Origin of the sequence: Alcaligenes faecalis, from assembly GCF_005311025.1 — a bacterium.
Taxonomy (GTDB): Bacteria; Pseudomonadota; Gammaproteobacteria; order Burkholderiales; family Burkholderiaceae_B; genus Alcaligenes; species Alcaligenes phenolicus.
Genome location: NZ_CP031747.1, coordinates 4187423 through 4204139, shown reverse-complemented (window position 1 = coordinate 4204139; position 16717 = coordinate 4187423). Strand labels below are relative to the sequence as shown.

At 57.1% G+C, this 16717-nt stretch carries 16 protein-coding genes and 11 pseudogenes; 13 read left to right on the top strand and 14 right to left on the bottom strand.

Annotated features, from left to right (window positions below):
• The 5 genes and pseudogenes from D0C27_RS19370 to D0C27_RS19730 all read left to right on the top strand — a co-directional run.
• The coding region (locus D0C27_RS19370; protein ID WP_170978607.1) for a hypothetical protein at positions 1-350 on the top strand (350 nt) is incomplete at its 5' end.
• Positions 347-661: pseudogene (locus D0C27_RS19745) on the top strand (hypothetical protein); the annotation flags it as partial. The gene D0C27_RS19370 and the pseudogene D0C27_RS19745, both read left to right, overlap by 4 nt.
• A gap of 276 nt (positions 662-937) precedes the next feature.
• Positions 938-1528 carry an Ig-like domain-containing protein gene (locus tag D0C27_RS19740; RefSeq protein WP_137431488.1) on the top strand — a complete coding sequence of 197 codons (591 nt, stop codon included), beginning with the start codon at positions 938-940 and terminating at the stop codon, positions 1526-1528.
• Between the two features lie 17 nt (positions 1529-1545).
• The gene (locus D0C27_RS19735; protein ID WP_137431664.1) at positions 1546-1887 is read left to right on the top strand and encodes an Ig-like domain-containing protein; all 342 of its coding nucleotides are present in this window, start codon (positions 1546-1548) and stop codon (positions 1885-1887) included.
• A pseudogene (locus D0C27_RS19730) lies at positions 1880-2011 on the top strand (hypothetical protein); the annotation flags it as partial. The gene D0C27_RS19735 and the pseudogene D0C27_RS19730, both read left to right, overlap by 8 nt.
• Positions 2012-2098: 87 nt before the next feature.
• On the opposite strand, the pseudogene D0C27_RS19725 reads toward D0C27_RS19730, so the two are convergent.
• Positions 2099-2164, bottom strand: a pseudogene (locus D0C27_RS19725) (hypothetical protein); the annotation flags it as partial.
• Positions 2165-2309: 145 nt separating this feature from the next.
• Here D0C27_RS19725 and D0C27_RS19195 point away from each other — a divergent pair.
• Positions 2310-2435, top strand: a complete 126-nt coding sequence (locus D0C27_RS19195) for a hypothetical protein (protein WP_137431486.1) — start codon at positions 2310-2312, stop codon at positions 2433-2435.
• A gap of 30 nt (positions 2436-2465) precedes the next feature.
• Here D0C27_RS19195 and D0C27_RS19190 read toward each other — a convergent pair whose 3' ends face one another.
• The 3 genes from D0C27_RS19190 to D0C27_RS19180 are packed head-to-tail and all read right to left on the bottom strand — an operon-like array spanning position 2466 to position 3224.
• Positions 2466-2768 (bottom strand): Ig-like domain-containing protein, encoded by a 303-nt coding sequence (locus D0C27_RS19190; RefSeq protein ID WP_170978604.1) that lies wholly within the window; start codon positions 2766-2768, stop codon positions 2466-2468.
• Entirely contained in the window at positions 2765-2947 is a 183-nt protein-coding gene (locus D0C27_RS19185; RefSeq protein WP_137431483.1) for an Ig-like domain-containing protein, read from the bottom strand. The genes D0C27_RS19190 and D0C27_RS19185 overlap by 4 nt, the downstream gene beginning before the upstream one ends.
• The gene (locus tag D0C27_RS19180; RefSeq protein ID WP_137431481.1) at positions 2922-3224 is read right to left on the bottom strand and encodes an Ig-like domain-containing protein; all 303 of its coding nucleotides are present in this window, start codon (positions 3222-3224) and stop codon (positions 2922-2924) included. Before D0C27_RS19180 ends, D0C27_RS19185 begins: the two co-directional genes overlap by 26 nt.
• On the opposite strand from D0C27_RS19180, the gene D0C27_RS19175 reads away from it, so the two are divergent.
• The gene (locus D0C27_RS19175; protein WP_137431480.1) at positions 3224-3478 is read left to right on the top strand and encodes a hypothetical protein; all 255 of its coding nucleotides are present in this window, start codon (positions 3224-3226) and stop codon (positions 3476-3478) included. The genes D0C27_RS19180 and D0C27_RS19175 overlap by 1 nt on opposite strands.
• Positions 3414-3596 (top strand): annotated as a pseudogene (locus D0C27_RS19720) (Ig-like domain-containing protein); the annotation flags it as partial. The gene D0C27_RS19175 and the pseudogene D0C27_RS19720, both read left to right, overlap by 65 nt.
• Here D0C27_RS19720 and D0C27_RS19570 read toward each other — a convergent pair.
• A complete protein-coding gene (locus D0C27_RS19570; protein ID WP_137431478.1) occupies positions 3584-3928 on the bottom strand; it encodes an Ig-like domain-containing protein in 345 nt (114 codons plus the stop codon). The pseudogene D0C27_RS19720 and the gene D0C27_RS19570 overlap by 13 nt on opposite strands.
• On the bottom strand, positions 3876-4070 hold the full coding sequence (locus tag D0C27_RS19160; RefSeq protein ID WP_240688355.1) for an Ig-like domain-containing protein: 195 nt from the start codon (positions 4068-4070) through the stop codon (positions 3876-3878). The genes D0C27_RS19570 and D0C27_RS19160 overlap by 53 nt, the downstream gene beginning before the upstream one ends.
• Positions 4071-4135: 65 nt before the next feature.
• Here D0C27_RS19160 and D0C27_RS19715 point away from each other — a divergent pair.
• A pseudogene (locus D0C27_RS19715) lies at positions 4136-4312 on the top strand (Ig-like domain-containing protein); the annotation flags it as partial.
• A gap of 222 nt (positions 4313-4534) precedes the next feature.
• Here the strand turns inward: D0C27_RS19715 and D0C27_RS19710 are convergent.
• Positions 4535-4624, bottom strand: a pseudogene (locus D0C27_RS19710) (hypothetical protein); the annotation flags it as partial.
• Between the two features lie 4 nt (positions 4625-4628).
• Entirely contained in the window at positions 4629-4967 is a 339-nt protein-coding gene (locus tag D0C27_RS19645) for an Ig-like domain-containing protein (protein ID WP_137431473.1), read from the bottom strand.
• A 355-nt stretch (positions 4968-5322) separates the two neighbouring features.
• Here D0C27_RS19645 and D0C27_RS19145 point away from each other — a divergent pair, with 355 nt between their 5' ends.
• Positions 5323-5721 (top strand): Ig-like domain-containing protein, encoded by a 399-nt coding sequence (locus D0C27_RS19145; RefSeq protein ID WP_170978602.1) that lies wholly within the window; start codon positions 5323-5325, stop codon positions 5719-5721.
• Here D0C27_RS19145 and D0C27_RS19140 read toward each other — a convergent pair.
• Positions 5637-6305 carry an Ig-like domain-containing protein gene (locus tag D0C27_RS19140; RefSeq protein WP_137431470.1) on the bottom strand — a complete coding sequence of 223 codons (669 nt, stop codon included), beginning with the start codon at positions 6303-6305 and terminating at the stop codon, positions 5637-5639. The two genes, D0C27_RS19145 and D0C27_RS19140, sit on opposite strands and share 85 nt — an antisense overlap.
• 405 nt (positions 6306-6710) lie before the next feature.
• Here D0C27_RS19140 and D0C27_RS19705 point away from each other — a divergent pair.
• A pseudogene (locus tag D0C27_RS19705) lies at positions 6711-7298 on the top strand (Ig-like domain-containing protein); the annotation flags it as partial.
• A gap of 129 nt (positions 7299-7427) precedes the next feature.
• Here the strand turns inward: D0C27_RS19705 and D0C27_RS19700 are convergent.
• The 5 genes and pseudogenes from D0C27_RS19700 to D0C27_RS19350 form a co-directional block, all read right to left on the bottom strand.
• A pseudogene (locus tag D0C27_RS19700) lies at positions 7428-8621 on the bottom strand (Ig-like domain-containing protein); the annotation flags it as partial.
• Positions 8622-8679: 58 nt separating this feature from the next.
• Positions 8680-9045: pseudogene (locus D0C27_RS19130) on the bottom strand (2,5-dihydroxypyridine 5,6-dioxygenase); the annotation flags it as partial.
• 81 nt (positions 9046-9126) lie between these two features.
• A pseudogene (locus D0C27_RS19125) lies at positions 9127-9351 on the bottom strand (alpha/beta fold hydrolase); the annotation flags it as partial.
• Positions 9318-9989, bottom strand: coding sequence for an Ig-like domain-containing protein (locus tag D0C27_RS19120; RefSeq protein ID WP_137431468.1), 672 nt, complete (start codon positions 9987-9989; stop codon positions 9318-9320). The pseudogene D0C27_RS19125 and the gene D0C27_RS19120, both read right to left, overlap by 34 nt.
• Before the next feature lie 508 nt (positions 9990-10497).
• Positions 10498-10737: pseudogene (locus D0C27_RS19350) on the bottom strand (isochorismatase family protein); the annotation flags it as partial.
• On the opposite strand from D0C27_RS19350, the gene D0C27_RS19115 reads away from it, so the two are divergent.
• Complete coding sequence (locus D0C27_RS19115) at positions 10643-12994, top strand: Ig-like domain-containing protein (protein WP_346763503.1); 2352 nt, start codon at positions 10643-10645, stop codon at positions 12992-12994. The pseudogene D0C27_RS19350 and the gene D0C27_RS19115 overlap by 95 nt on opposite strands.
• 301 nt (positions 12995-13295) lie before the next feature.
• Complete coding sequence (locus tag D0C27_RS19110; protein ID WP_137431464.1) at positions 13296-16598, top strand: autotransporter outer membrane beta-barrel domain-containing protein; 3303 nt, start codon at positions 13296-13298, stop codon at positions 16596-16598.
• The last annotated feature ends 119 nt before the right edge of the window (positions 16599-16717 follow it).

The following is a 16717-nucleotide window of genomic DNA, read 5'->3' as shown; positions in this document are numbered from 1 at the left end:
AAGCCAAAGTCACCACGACTGACGACGCTGGCAACACCACGACTGCGACCGACGAGAAGCCTTACGATGTCGACGTTACGCCTCCTGAAGCCGAGATCGTGACCATCACTGGTACCGTGGGTAAAGACGTCAAGGCTGGTGACACTGTCACTGTGACCGTGAACGGCAAGGACTACACGACCACCGTTAACGCCGACGGCAAGACCTGGAACGGCCTTGTTGATTACGTCATCGCCCGCAATGGTGTCGATCGTGATCGAAGCTTCTGGCAGATCGGTATCGACACCGTAGCCGCGGTCAGCTTCAGCGCTCGCAGGGTTACCCGCAGCATCTTACAGGCGACGACGTGATCAACAAGGAAGAGTCGGGCGGCGACGTCACGATCACCGGTACGGTTGGTAAAGACGTCAAACCTGGCGACAAGGTCACTGTGACCGTCGGCGGTAAAGAATACGACACCGTAGCCGCGGTCAGCTTCAGCGCTCGCAGGGTTACCCGCAGCATCTTCGGTCTCAACCTTGGCGTGTACGTTCGAATCAGCAGCCAACTCAGCACCAGGAACGTCTACGTTCCAGGTCTTGCCATCAACGGTAAGGATTACACCACCACCGTTAACGCTGACGGCAAGACCTGGAACGTGGACGTTCCTGGTACCGAACTGGCTCAGGACAGCAATGTTCACGCCAAGGTCGAGACCGAAGATGCTGCGGGTAACCCTGCGAGCGCTGAAGCCAACCGTACCGGTGATCGTGACGTCGCCGCCCGACTCTTCCTTGTTGATCACGTCGTCGCCTGTGATCGGATCAATTTCGATCTCGGCTTCAGGAGGCGTAACGTCGACATCGTAAGGCTTCTCGTCGGTCGCAGTCGTGGTGTTCCGTTCACGGTCACAGTGACAGTGTCACCAGCCTTGACGTCTTTACCCACGGTACCAGTGATGGTCACGTCAGACTCGGACTCAGCCTTGTTGATTACGTCATCGCCCGCAATGGTGTCGATCGTGATCGAAGCTTCTGGCAGATCGGTATCCATCACCGGTACCGTGGGTAAAGACGTCAAGGCCGGTGACACCGTCACTGTGACCGTGAACGGCAAAGACTACACGACCACCGTGAACGCTGACGGCAAGACCTGGAACGTGGATGTTCCTGGTACCGAGCTGGCTCAGGACAGCAATGTTCGTAACCCCGCTTCGGCTGAAGCTGACCGCGGCTACGGTGTCGATACCGACCTGCCAGAAGCTTCGATCACGATCGACACCATTGCCGGTGACGATGTGATCAACAAGGCCGAGTCCGAGTCTGACGTGACCATCACCGGTACCGTGGGTAAAGACGTCAAGGGGCAGATCGGTATCGACACCGTAGCCGCGGTCAGCTTCAGCGCTCGCAGGGTTACCCGCAGCATCTTCGGTCTCGACCTTGGCATGTACGTTCGAATCCTGGGCCAGCTCAGAGCCAGGAACGTCCACGTTCCAGGTCTTGCCATCAGCGTTCACGGTGGTCGTGTAGCAAGACCTGGAACGTAGACGTTCCTGGTACCGAACTGGCCCAGGACAGCAATGTTCACGCCAAGGTTGAGACCGAAGACGCTGCAGGTAACCCCGCTTCGGCTGAAGCCGACCGCGGCTACGGTGTCGATACCGACCTGCCTGAAGCTTCGATCACCATCGACACCATTGCCGGTGAAGCCAAAGTCACCACGACTGACGACGCTGGCAACACCACGACTGCGACCGACGAGAAGCCTTACGACGTCGACGTTACGCCTCCTGAAGCCGAGATCGAAATCGATCCGATTACAGGCGACGACGTGATCAACAAGGAAGAGTCGGGCGGCGACGTCACGATCACCGGTACGGTTGGCCATCACCGGTACCGTGGGTAAAGACGTCAAGGCCGGTGACACCGTCACTGTGACCGTGAACGGCAAGGACTACACGACCACCGTGAACGCTGACGGCAAGACCTGGAACGTGGACGTTCCTGGTACCGAACTGGCCCAGGACAGCAATGTTCACGCCAAGGTGGAAACGGAAGACGCCGTCACCAGCCTTGACGTCTTTACCCACGGTACCAGTGATGGTCACGTCAGACTCGGACTCGGCCTTGTTGATCACGTCGTCGCCGGCAATGGTGTCGATCGTAATGGCGGCTTCGGGCAGATCGGTATCGACACCGTAGCCGCGGTCAGCTTCAGCGCTCGCAGGGTTACCCGCAGCATCTTAGGACAGCAATGTTCACGCCAAGGTCGAGACCGAAGATGCTGCGGGTAACCCTGCGAGCGCTGAAGCCGACCGCGGCTACGGTGTGGATACCGACCTGCCCGAAGCTTCGATCACGATCGACACCATTGCGGGCGATGACGTGATCAACAAGGCCGAGTCCGAGTCTGACGTGACCATCACTGGTACGCAAGGATGTGAAGGCCGGTGACACCGTCACTGTGACCGTGAACGGCAAGGATTACACGACCACCGTTAACGCTGATGGCAAGACCTGGAACGTGGACGTTCCTGGCTCTGAGCTGGCCCAGGATTCGAACGTACATGCCAAGGTCGAGACCGAAGATGCTGCGGGTAACCCTGCGAGCGCTGAAGCTGGTTCGGTACCTGGAACGTCCACGTTCCAGGTCTTGCCATCAGCGTTAACGGTGGTCGTGTAGTCCTTACCGTTGACCGTCACGGTCACGGTATCACCGGCCTTAACGTCTTTACCCACGGTACCAGTGATGGTCACGTCGGACTCGGACTCAGCCTTGTTGATCACGTCATCGCCAGCAATGGTGTCGATATGGTCACGTCGGACTCGGACTCAGCCTTGTTGATCACGTCGTCACCGGCAATGGTGTCGATCGTGATCGAAGCTTCTGGCAGGTCGGTATCGACACCATAGCCACGGTCAGCTTCAGCCGAAGCGGGGTTACCGGCGGCGTCTTCCGTTTCCACCTTGGCGTGAACATTGCTGTCCTGGGCCAGTTCGGTACTCCACGTTCCAGGTCTTGCCGTCAGCGTTAACGGTGGTGGTGTAATCCTTACCGTTGACCGTCACGGTCACGGTATCGCCAGCCTTGACGTCTTTACCCACGGTACCAGTGATGGTCACGTCGGACTCGGACTCGGCCTTGTTGACCACGTCGTCACCGGCAATGGTGTCGATCGTGATCGAAGCTTCGGGCAGGTCGGTGTCTACACCGTAGCCGCACGCTGGGTGATAACACGCCATTGACCGTCTCCGGCGAACTGGCCGAGGGCGAAGCCTCCACGGGAGCCAACCTGCGCGTTGATAGCGACGGCAACCAGTTGAACCTGGTGATGGCTCAGAACCTGACGGATCTGAACAGCATCACCATCAATAACGGTGGTCCAGTGATCAATGGTGACGGCATCAATATGAACGGTAAGAAGATTACCGATCTGGCCGCTGGATACCGATCTGCCAGAAGCTTCGATCACGATCGACACCATTGCGGGCGATGACGTAATCAACAAGGCCGAGTCCGAGTCTGACGTGACCATCACTGGTACGGTTGGCAAGGATGTGAAGGCCGGTGACACCGTCACTGTGACCGTGAACGGCAAGGATTACACGACCACCGTGAACGCTGATGGCAAGACCTGGAACGTGGACGTTCCTGGCTCTGAGCTGGCCCTGATGGTCACGTCAGACTCGGACTCAGCCTTGTTGATCACATCGTCACCGGCAATGGTGTCGATCGTAATCGAAGCTTCGGGCAGATCGGTGTCTACACCGTAGCCACGGTCGGCTTCAGCCGAAGCGGGATTACCGGCGGCGTCTTCGGTCTCAACCTTGGCGTGAACATTGCTGTCCTGAGCCAGCTCGGTACCAGGAACATCCACGTTCCAGGTCTTGCCGTCAGCGTTGGGCCAGCTCAGAGCCAGGAACGTCCACGTTCCAGGTCTTGCCATCAGCGTTCACGGTGGTCGTGTAATCCTTGCCGTTCACGGTCACAGTGACAGTGTCGCCAGCCTTGACGTCTTTACCCACGGTACCGGTAACAGTGACATCCCCTTCCGATTCGGCCTTGTTGATCACGTCGTCACCGGCAATGGTGTCGATGGTGATCGAAGCTTCAGGCAGGTCGGTATCGACACCGTAGCCGCGGTCATACCGATCTGCCAGAAGCTTCGATCACGATCGACACCATTGCGGGCGATGACGTAATCAACAAGGCCGAGTCCGAGTCTGACGTGACCATCACTGGTACGGTTGGCAAGGATGTGAAGGCCGGTGACACCGTCACTGTGACCGTGAACGGCAAGGATTACACGACCACCGTTAACGCTGACGGCAAGACCTGGAACGTAGACGTTCCTGGTACCGAACTGGCCCAGGACAGCAATGTTCACGCCAAGGTCCTTGTTGATCACGTCGTCACCGGCAATGGTGTCGATCGTGATCGAAGCTTCGGGCAGGTCGGTATCCACACCGTAGCCACGGTCGGCTTCAGCCGAAGCGGGGTTACCGGCAGCGTCTTCGGTCTCAACCTTGGCGTGTACGTTCGAATCAGCAGCCAGCTCGGAGCCGGGAACATCCACGTTCCACGTCTTGCCATCGGCGTTAACGGTGGTGGTGTAATCCTTGCCGTTCACGGTCACAGTCACCGTGTCACCGGCCTTCACATCCTTGCCAACCGTACCAGTGATCACCAGCCTTGACGTCTTTACCCACGGTACCAGTGATGGTCACGTCAGACTCGGACTCGGCCTTGTTGATTACGTCGTCGCCGGCAATGGTGTCGATCGTGATCGAAGCTTCAGGCAGATCGGTATCCACACCGTAGCCACGGTCGGCTTCAGCGCTGGCTGGGTTACCCGCAGCGTCTTCCGTTTCCACCTTGGCATGTACGTTCGAATCAGCAGCCAACTCGGAGCCGGGAACATCCACGTTCCAGGTCTTGCCGTCGGCGTTAACGGTGGTCGTGTAGTCCTTGCCGTTCACGGTCACAGTCTAGGTTCTGCTCCAGAGAACGCAACGTTAAGTTTTTAAGCGGTTTTGCAGGTTGAAACGGTTTTGAAAATTTACCCTTGTTTGTGAAGTGGGATGGTTAGCCTCACGGTTGATTGTTCAGCAGGTAGGAAAGAACGAAAGTTCTGGTTTAAGCGGGACGAGTTGGATGGTTTTAAAACTTTCTAACTTCTTCAAAAAAACGCTTGACACACTGCCTGATCTGCTTCATAATCTCGTTTTTATGCTGCTAACACAGCAAGGCACGAAGCGCTAAGCGCGACGAGCCAGCCGGGTTAGTCAGTAGAACGACAGGCAACTGTCACTGCTCTTTAACAATTAACAGCCGATAAGTGTGGGCGCTTGGAATACCGACCTGCCTGAAGCTTCGATCACGATCGACACCATTGCGGGCGATGACGTGATCAATAAGGCTGAGTCCGAGTCTGATGTGACCATCACTGGTACGGTTGGCAAGGATGTGAAGGCCGGTGACACGGTGACTGTGACCGTGAACGGCAAGGACTACACGACCACCGTTAACGCCGACGGCAAGACCTGGAACGTGGATGTTCCCGGCTCCGAGTTGGCTGCTGATTCGAACGTACATGCCAAGGTTGAGACTGAAGACGCTGCGGGCAACCCCGCTTCGGCTGAAGCTGACCGCGGCTACGGTGTCGATACCGACCTGCCTGAAGCTTCGATCACCATCGACACCATTGCCGGTGCGTCAGCGTTAACGGTGGTGGTGTAATCCTTACCGTTGACCGTCACGGTCACGGTATCGCCAGCCTTAACGTCTTTACCCACGGTACCGGTGATGGTCACGTCAGACTCGGACTCAGCCTTGTTGATCACGTCGTCGCCCGCAATGGTGTCGATGGTGATGGCGGCTTCCGGAGCATCGGTATCAACATCGTATGGACGTTCTGCATTGGCGGAAGCGGGGTTGCCTGCTTCGTCCTCAGTCGTAACCTTAGCGTCAACTTTAGCGTGACCCAGCAGGTCCACGCCTGGAACATTCACGTTCCACGTCTTGCCATCGGCATTAACCGTTGTAGTGAACTCTTTACCACCGATAGTGATAGTGACGGTGTCGCCGGCCTTGACGTCCTTGCCAACCGTACCGGTGATCGTAACGTCGGATTCGGACTCGGCCTTGTTAATGACGTCATCTTCAGCGATGACATTAATAGCGATCTCGGCTTCAGGAGGCGTAACGTCGACATCGTAAGGCTTCTCGTCGGTCGCAGTCGTGGTGTTCAGGGAAAACCCTGTGTGTGCTGCAGCGAGAAAAGAACTATAGCACGAGGATTTTCCGCTTTGCAAGCGTTTCATGGGTTTTTTCTAGGTATTTCAGGAGAGAAAACTCCGTAAAACAATGTAGCTGATTGATAACTATGAAGAATAACTATAAAAATAATTTTTAGCTTATTTCGACTTTTTGCCTTCAGGCAGGAGGCTTCAAGCTTCTTCAGAGCAAAACACGAACTGAAAGCTATTTTTCTCACAGAAATACGTTAAATCATCTCCCCCGTTCTCTGACAACTCCTCCCTCTATCCTCCTCTATATAGATAGAAGAGAAACTCCCTCCGAAAAACAGTCGCCAGTCGATGGGTTGGTTGGTTGGTTGGTTGGTTGCTGGATGGATAGATGGCGGACAAAAGAACGGCCATACGAAAACTGGATTGGCCCTGTGCCTTCAACCAACAAACAGTGTCTATATATAGATAACGAGTTGAATGGCCTCCAATATCGAGCATTATGCAGGGCTGCTAGCCGCTCGGGGCCCCGGGACCGGGTGTTGGGGCGAGTCAGAGTTCACGATCGACACCATTGCCGGTGACGACGTGATCAACAAGGCTGAGTCCGAGTCCGACGTGACCATTACTGGTACGGTTGGCAAGGATGTGAAGGCCGGTGATACCGTGACCGTGACGGTCAACGGTAAGGATTACACGACCACCGTTAACGCTGATGGCAAGACCTGGAACGTGGACGTTCCTGGTTCCGAGTTGGCTGCTGATTCGAACGTACATGCCAAGGTCGAGACCGAAGATGCTGCGGGTAACCCTGCGAGCGCTGAAGCTGACCGCGGCTACGGTGTGGATACCGATCTGCCAGAAGCTTCGATCACGATCGACACCATTGCCGGTGACGACGTGATCAACAAGGCTGAGTCCGAGTCCGACGTGACCATTACTGGTACGGTTGGCAAGGATGTGAAGGCCGGTGATACCGTGACCGTGACGGTCAACGGTAAGGATTACACGACCACCGTTAACGCTGATGGCAAGACCTGGAACGTGGACGTTCCTGGTTCCGAGTTGGCTGCTGATTCGAACGTACATGCCAAGGTCGAGACCGAAGATGCTGCGGGTAACCCTGCGAGCGCTGAAGCTGGGCAGGTCGGTATCGACACCGTAGCCGCGGTCAGCTTCAGCCGAAGCGGGGTTACCGGCGGCGTCTTCAGTCTCGACCTTGGCGTGAACATTGCTGTCCTGGGCCAGTTCGGTACCTGGAACGTCCACGTTCCAGGTCTTGCCATCAGCGTTAACGGTGGTCGTGTAGTCCTTGCCGTTCACGGTCACAGTGACGGTATCACCAGCCTTGACGTCTTTACCCACGGTACCGGTGATGGTCACGTCGGACTCGGACTCGGCCTTGTTGATTACGTCGTCACCGGCAATGGTGTCGATCGTGATCGAAGCTTCGGGCAGGTCGGTGTCTACACCGTAGCCGCGGTCAGCCTCAGCGCTCGCTGGGTTACCGGCGGCGTCTTCCGTTTCCACCTTGGCGTGAACATTGCTGTCCTGGGCCAGTTCGGTACCAGGAACATCCACGTTCCAGGTCTTGCCATCAGCGTTAACGGTGGTGGTGTAGTCCTTGCCGTTCACGGTCACAGTGACGGTATCACCAGCCTTGACGTCTTTACCCACGGTACCGGTGATGGTCACGTCGGACTCGGACTCGGCCTTGTTGATTACGTCGTCACCGGCAATGGTGTCGATCGTGATCGAAGCTTCGGGCAGGTCGGTGTCTACACCGTAGCCAGCTTCAGCGCTCGCAGGGTTACCCGCAGCATCTTCGGTCTCGACCTTGGCATGTACGTTCGAATCAGCAGCCAACTCGGAACCAGAAACGTCTACGTTCCAGGTCTTGCCATCAGCGTTCACGGTGGTCGTGTAGTCCTTACCGTTCACGGTCACAGTCACGGTGTCGCCAGCCTTCACATCCTTGCCAACCGTACCAGTGATGGTCACGTCAGACTCGGACTCGGCCTTGTTGATCACGTCATCGCCCGCAATGGTGTCGATCGTGATCGAAGCTTCTGGCAGGTCGGTATCCACGCCGTAGCCACGGTCAGCTTCAGCGCTCGCTGGGTTGCCCGCAGCGTCTTCGGTCTCGACCTTGGCGTGAACATTACTGTCCTGGGCCAGTTCGGTACCAGGAACATCCACGTTCCAGGTCTTGCCGTCAGCGTTAACAGTGGTCGTGTAGTCCTTACCGTTCACGGTCACAGTCACGGTGTCACCGGCCTTGACGTCTTTACCCACAGTACCGGTAACAGTGACATCCCCTTCCGATTCGGCCTTGTTGATCACATCGTCACCGGCAATGGTGTCGATGGTGATCGAAGCTTCTGGCAGATCGGTATCGACACCGTAGCCGCGGTCAGCTTCAGCGCTCGCAGGGTTACCCGCAGCATCTTGCCAGCAGAATCTTCGTGCCCGACTTCAGAATGTCGATCTGCTCGGGCGAGAACAACAGGGTCATCAAGTCCAGCACCAGATCACTGGCCTTCAGGGCTGCAATCGCTGCTTCGTTACCCGTCAGCGGGGTCGTACCCAGGTAGGCCAGCGAGTCACGGCTCAAGGCTTTTTCCGCGTTGACCGGCAACAAGTCCAGGCGATTCACAATTGCACCCATGGACTGAGCGGCAATCTGCGCACACTGCATGGTTTGCGGGTGCGTGGTCGAGCTGGTCAGCAAGGTCACGGTTTGACCGGCCTGCAGCTTGGACAGGCGTAGCACTTCTTGCCATGCCTCGATAAGTTGGTAATCACTAACTGCCATCTTGTCTCTCCTTGTGAAAGGTTCCGACACTGACGCGGAACCTTTGCATCACGACGGGCCGCCCATGCGGCCCTTTCAACATCACACCAAGCGCTGGCCCAGGAAGTCACCGAAGGCTTCGTAAAAGCCTGCTTCGTTATCCCAAGGAATCATGTGACCGGCATCAGGCACGCGAACGTGCTGAACGCCAGGGGCCAGCTGCTGAATCTCGGCCACATCTTCATCACGCACCACGTCACCGCGCTCTGCTGTCATCAGCAAGGCGGGGACGTTCAAGTGCGGGAAATCGACATGAATATCGTCGGTCCAGGAACGTCCACGTTCCAGGTCTTGCCGTCAGCGTTAACGGTGGTGGTGTAATCCTTACCGTTCACGGTCACAGTGACGGTGTCGCCAGCCTTCACATCCTTGCCAACCGTACCAGTGATGGTCACGTCAGACTCGGACTCGGCCTTGTTGACCACGTCGTCACCGGCAATGGTGTCGATCGTAATCGAAGCTTCAGGCAGGTCGGTATCGACACCGTAGCCGCGGTCGGCTTCAGCGCTCGCTGGGTTGCCGGCAGCGTCTTCGGTCTCGACCTTGGCGTGAACATTGCTGTCCTGAGCCAGTTCGGTGCCAGGAACGTCCACGTTCCAGGTCTTGCCGTCAGCGTTAACGGTGGTGGTGTAATCCTTACCGTTCACGGTCACAGTGACGGTGTCGCCAGCCTTCACATCCTTGCCAACCGTACCAGTGATGGTCACGTCAGACTCGGACTCGGCCTTGTTGACCACGTCGTCACCGGCAATGGTGTCGATCGTAATCGAAGCTTCAGGCAGGTCGGTATCGACACCGTAGCCGCGGTCGGCTTCAGCGCTCGCTGGGTTGCCGGCAGCGTCTTCGGTCTCGACCTTGGCGTGAACATTGCTGTCCTGAGCCAGTTCGGTGCCAGGAACGTCCACGTTCCAGGTCTTGCCGTCAGCGTTAACGGTGGTGGTGTAATCCTTACCGTTTGCAAGGGTCGTGCTGTTTGAGGAGCACGCTTGCGGTTTGTCCGGGGGACAAACCGCGCTCCGAGTTCACGACCCGCCCGCCCCAGCACTCTGACAAGGGTACCCACGCTCAGCGTGGGCAAGAGACCCGCCAAGCCAAGCCGTCCCCGGGCCCCACAAGAAAACTATCCGCCGCCCTCACGCAAAGCCCAAACGGCACGTCCAGAAGAAAGCCCTGACACCGCAATCCTTGCAAACCCACAACGCTAGCAGACATAAAAAAGCCCCCGAGAGCCATACGGCTTCCAGGGGCACAGGTCCGATAGCCCGCCCCCAAGCGGCAGGCCATCGATACTCAATCACAAGGCTATCAACACAGACTTGTTAACGACGACTCATATCCATCAAGCACGGACGCCCATCCAGACCATGATGAAACACGTCGCTCTTTTCAAAAGCTCAAAAAAATTGAATAGCGTTAAAGACCGATCAACGTCATCGCCTCTTCACATGTTGCCACGGTGGCGTACTTCTGACGCATATCGAACAGGTTAGCCTCGTGAGGGCCAATCGCACGGTCACCCACGCAATCCGATACCACCAAGGGGCGGAAACCCAGTTGCATCGCATCAACCACGCTGGAACGCACGCAACCGCTGGTCACGGCGCCAGCAACCAGCAGTGTTTGCACACCACGTTGGGTCAACCAAGCGGCCAGTAACCCCGCTTCGGCTGAAGCTGACCGCGGCTACGGTGTCGATACCGACCTGCCAGAAGCTTCGATTACCATCGACACCATTGCTGGCGATGACGTGATCAACAAGGCTGAGTCCGAGTCCGACGTGACCATCACTGGTACCGTGGGTAAAGACGTTAAGGCCGGTGATACCGTGACCGTGACGGTCAACGGTAAGGACTACACCACCACCGTTAATGCCGATGGCAAGACCTGGAACGTAGACGTTCCTGGTGCTGAGTTGGCTGCTGATTCGAACGTACACGCCAAGGTGGAAACGGAAGACGCTGCCGGTAACCCCGCTTCGGCTGAAGCCGACCGTGGCTACGGCGTGGATACCGACCTGCCCGAAGCTTCGATCACGATCGACACCATTGCTGGCGATGACGTGATCAACAAGGCTGAGTCCGAGTCCGACGTGACCATCACTGGTACCGTGGGTAAAGACGTTAAGGCCGGTGATACCGTGACCGTGACGGTCAACGGTAAGGACTACACGACCACCGTTAACGCTGATGGCAAGACCTGGAACGTGGATGTTCCTGGTACCGAACTGGCCCAGGACAGCAATGTTCACGCCAAGGTGGAAACGGAAGACGCCGCCGGTAACCCAGCGAGCGCTGAGGCTGACCGCGGCTACGGTGTAGACACCGACCTGCCCGAAGCTTCGATCACGATCGACACCATTGCCGGTGACGATGTGATCAACAAGGCTGAGTCCGAGTCTGACGTGACCATCACTGGTACGGTTGGCAAGGATGTGAAGGCCGGTGACACCGTGACCGTGACGGTCAACGGTAAGGACTACACCACCACCGTTAACGCCGATGGCAAGACCTGGAACGTAGACGTTCCTGGTACCGAACTGGCCCAGGACAGTAATGTTCACGCCAAGGTGGAAACGGAAGACGCCGCCGGCAACCCAGCGAGCGCTGAAGCCGACCGCGGCTACGGTGTAGACACCGACCTGCCCGAAGCTTCGATCACGATCGACACCATTGCCGGTGACACCATTGCTGGCGATGACGTGATCAACAAGGCCGAGTCCGAGTCCGACGTGACCATCACTGGTACGGTTGGCAAGGATGTGAAGGCCGGTGATACCGTGACCGTGACGGTCAACGGTAAGGATTACACCACCACCGTGAACGCTGACGGCAAGACCTGGAACGTAGACGTTCCTGGTACCGAACTGGCCCAGGACAGCAATGTTCACGCCAAGGTCGAGACCGAAGATGCTGCGGGTAACCCTGCGAGCGCTGAAGCTGATCGTGGCTACGGTGTCGATACCGACCTGCCTGAAGCTTCGATCACGATCGACACCATTGCCGGTGACGACGTAATCAACAAGGCTGAATCGGAAGGGGATGTCACTGTTACCGGTACTGTGGGTAAAGACGTCAAGGCCGGTGACACCGTCACTGTGACCGTGAACGGCAAGGACTACACGACCACCGTGAACGCTGACGGCAAGACCTGGAACGTGGACGTTCCTGGTACCGAACTGGCCCAGGACAGCAATGTTCACGCCAAGGTGGAAACGGAAGACGCCGCCGGTAACCCCGCTTCGGCTGAAGCTGACCGTGGCTATGGTGTCGATACCGACCTGCCCGAAGCTTCGATCACGATCGACACCATTGCTGGCGATGACGTGATCAACAAGGCCGAGTCCGAGTCCGACGTGACCATCACCGGTACCGTGGGTAAAGACGTCAAGGCTGGTGATACCGTCACTGTGACCGTGAACGGCAAGGACTACACGACCACCGTTAACGCTGATGGCAAGACCTGGAACGTAGACGTTCCTGGTACCGAACTGGCCCAGGACAGCAATGTTCACGCCAAGGTGGAAACGGAAGACGCTGCGGGCAACCCAGCCAGCGCTGAAGCCGACCGCGGCTACGGTGTCGATACCGACCTGCCAGAAGCTTCGATTACCATCGACACCATTGCGGGTGATGATGTGATCAACAAGGCTGAGTCCGAGTCCGACGTGACCATCACTGGTACCGTGGGTAAAGACGTCAAGGCCGGTGACACCGTCACTGTGACCGTGAACGGTAAGGACTACACGACCACCGTTAACGCTGATGGCAAGACCTGGAACGTAGACGTTCCTGGTGCTGAGTTGGCTGCTGATTCGAACGTACACGCCACTTGCCCACGCGCAGCGTGGGCAAGAGACCCGCCAAGACAAGCCGTACCCGGGCCCCACAAGAAAACACGCGACACTGGTTAAAGCCCAAACGGCACGCCCAGAAGAAGGCTCCTCTTAAACAACGACCACTCCTGCCAGCACACAATCCCTGGGCCTCGGCAAACCACCGCCCGTTTAAAAAACAGGGCCAAGGGTTTAAAACCATCCATATCCATTTGACACCATCTGATATATTTTCCCGACGCAGACCAAGGTAGCTCCCCCTACGTCAGCCCCTCACGATGCAGCAATAATGAACGCCCAACTCTAATCAAACTGTTTCCTCTACCTCAGGGGCCATCCAGTGCAAACAATATCTCGCGCCATCAACACCTGCTCAACAATGAAACCAACAAAACTGTGTGCCGCCCTGGCGCTTGTCATTGCCCCACTGTCTGCTCAAGCCCTGGAAGACAGAATCATAGAAAACGCCTCGGGACGCCCCGTCTTTATCGCGCGTTTTTTTGAAATTGGCGATGGTCCGTTCGACAACCAGGGCAATACGTCCTACTGGAGCTGGCAAGGTCATGAAGCCTACAAAAACGAGATCGTTGACGGCTTGGGCTATTGGGCTGAAATACTTCAGACCCAAGGTAACAATCCTCCAACCATCGTCAATATAGGTACGAGCAATGTGTCGGGCAACGCCTACGGTGGCTCACCCGAAGCCAATGACGGCCAAAGTTCGTTCACGCAAATGCAGCAAAATATCTTCGGCCTGACGCCAGCGGCAGGCACGCTGCCATTAGGTGGGCATGGGTTTTTTGGCCTGGGCACAGACGACTACGCAACAAAACCGACGCTTACACAAACACCCCAGACCGGTAAAGACAGCGTACTCCTGACGGCCATTCACGAAGTTGCTCATGGCCTGGGTATCTTAAGCAGCGTAGAAAACAGAGGCGATGACTATGACATACGACCGTATTTCACAAGCCAGCTGAGTAGCTGGACGCAACTGCTAAGGGACGACAACGGTAATGCAGCGCAGGCAGGACAGAAAGTTCTATGCAATGGCTGCAACACCTCTTACGACCCTGATGCCTTCGATCTGCGCCAGGACAAGGGTTTCCTGGTCGGTGCCAATATCGAGCAAGTCCTGGCTGGAGGCCTGCAGGGCGTGCCCGTCAAGATACTGGGGGAAAACGGCGACGTAGATGACAACTTCATGAGCCACATCGAACTTCGAAACAGCGTCATGAGCCACCAGAATTTCCGTAACTATTCGGGCTTCATGGAAGCTGAACTGGCCGTTCTGCAAGACCTGGGCTACACCATTGACCGGGCCAACTTCTTCGGGCGCTCGATCTACGGCGATGGCCTGGAACTGGTGAACACACAAGGCTTCTTTGCCCGCAATGCCCAGGGCACCCACTACCTTCCAGGTCAGTACAACCAATCCACTTTAGGCTTGGGCCTGCATATCTATGGCAGCAATAATCAGGTCCGACAAGCCGCTGACCTGCTGGCAGCAGGATCAGGCGGTGCAGGCATACGGGTCGATGGCGAGAACAACACCCTTGTCATCGATCCAGGCGTCAGAATCTACGCAGATGGTTTGAACGGGCGAGGCATTCAATTTGCCTACGGACGCGGACACACACTGGTTCATCGCGGCGATATCCAGGCTAGCGGACCTCAGGGTGTAGGCCTGCGTTTTGATTTTGGCACCAACTCGCTAGGCAACGAGACCGAGCGACGTGGATCCTACATCCGTAGCAGCGAGGGCAGCAATGAAGCCCTGCTCCCCGAACTGAACGGCCCCCTAGTTCAACAAGCCGACATCAGCGGGCGAGTTGCAGGTCAAGAAGCGGCCATCCTGATCTCTGACAATGCCTACGTTGAGCGCATCAACCTGATGCAAGGTGCACAAATTGAAGGCGATATAGTGTCGCATTACGCAGAACGCGACGACAACAACAAGCCGCGTCTGACTACGCTGTCCTTTGGTCAGGCTGCCGACAAGATGGGCCGCAGCATTGATCAGCCCGATGCCACATTCCACTTGAGCTACGCCGGCAACATCACCGGCAAAGACAATCTGGCCCTGTCATTTGACGGCGGCACAACGCAACTGAACGGCACCTTGCAGGTTCACAGCGCCACCATCAAGGAAGCGGCAACCTTGGGCGGGAATGCCAGCTTTGATCTGGCCAGCGGCAATGCTCTGATTAATGCTGGCACCCTGGCGCCTGGCAACTCCATCGGGCGTATCAATGTAAATGGCGACTTTCAACAAACAGCAACGGGCCGCCTGTTAGCCGAGTTTGATGGCAAAGGCGGCCACGACACCCTTGCCGTCAGTGGCCATGCTGACCTGGCCGGCACGCTGCAACTGACGCCCGCCGCCGACTGGTATCAAAACGCCTGGTCCGTCGACACAGGCTCGTTTGTTGAAGCAACCAGCTACAGCGGCAGCTTCGGCACCACTCAAATCGCTTCCGTATCACCCACCTTGCAATTTGACGCCGCTCCCTTGGGTAATGAACGCTATCGCTTGTCGGCCACGCGAGCCAACAATGCCTATAGCCAGTATGGCCGCGACGAGAACCAGCAAGAAGCCGGCCAAGCCTTGTTCAAACTAGCCGCCGCCGGGCCAGCATCCGCACAAGGCCTGTTCCAGACGCTCGACTTCTCCGCTACCGACGGTTCACAAATATCCGCCGCCCTGGACCAGATCTCACCGGCAGGCTACAGCGCTGCAATGGCCGGCTCCCTGATGCATGAGCGCTCGATCATGCAAACCGCCCGCCAAGGTCTGAGCCAAAGTATGCTGCGGCCCGGTACTGACTGGCAGGGCTACGCCTTGGTATTCGGTGCCAGTGGCGATCAAAACACGCGCGGGTCAATGCTTGGCTACGATGCCAACAGCTATGGCCTGATCGTTGGAGCTGGACGCGCCCTGGAAACGGCCCCCGACTTCGCCGTGGGAGCGCAGCTGGATATTTCAGACCTGTCGGTCAAACCAGATGCCCCTTACTCCGGCAAGAGCAAAGCCACCGCGTTTGGTCTGGCTGCCCATCTGCAATACCGCCCCGGTGCTCGGGAAGGTCTTTTTGCATTCAGCGGGCTGCGCCTGGGTCTGGAACAAGCCGATATGCGCAGGCAAATTGCCATTGGAGACTACCAGGCCACGCACTCGTCTGACTGGACAGGACGCAATCTGTCGATTGACGCCGGCACAGGCTACCTGTGGCAGTTGAACCCATCCTTTTCTGTCGGACCCTTTGCCAGCATGAACTATGCCCTGGTGTCCCGCCCATCGGTCGACGAATCTGGCAATGCGGCCACTCGACTTCACCTGGACAGCAAGCGCGTAGACGCCCTGCGCTCCAGCCTGGGGCTGACGGCGGAATGGAAGCGCGCCCTGGCTGATGGCAGCAACTTGGCCGTGAACGTTGACATTGGCTGGAATCACGAATGGCTGGATCGCGACCTGACTCAAGCTGCCCGTTTCGCCATTGCATCCACAGATACGACGTTCAATACCCGCAATAGCGTACTGCCCCGCGACACGATGAGCCTGCGAACTGGCCTGACCTGGCAACGCAGTGAGCGTCTGTCGATTGGCACCAGCATCAGTTCACAGTTCGGCGGCGGGTATTCATCGCTGCAAGGACAGATAAATCTGCGCTGGGCGTTTTAAAAACAGATGGCCTCACACGGACCTGAACAGCAACTATAAAAAAGCCCCCGAGCGTCGTTCGACTCCCAGGGGCACAGGTCCGACAGCCTGCCCCCAAGCGGCAGACTACCGATACTCGA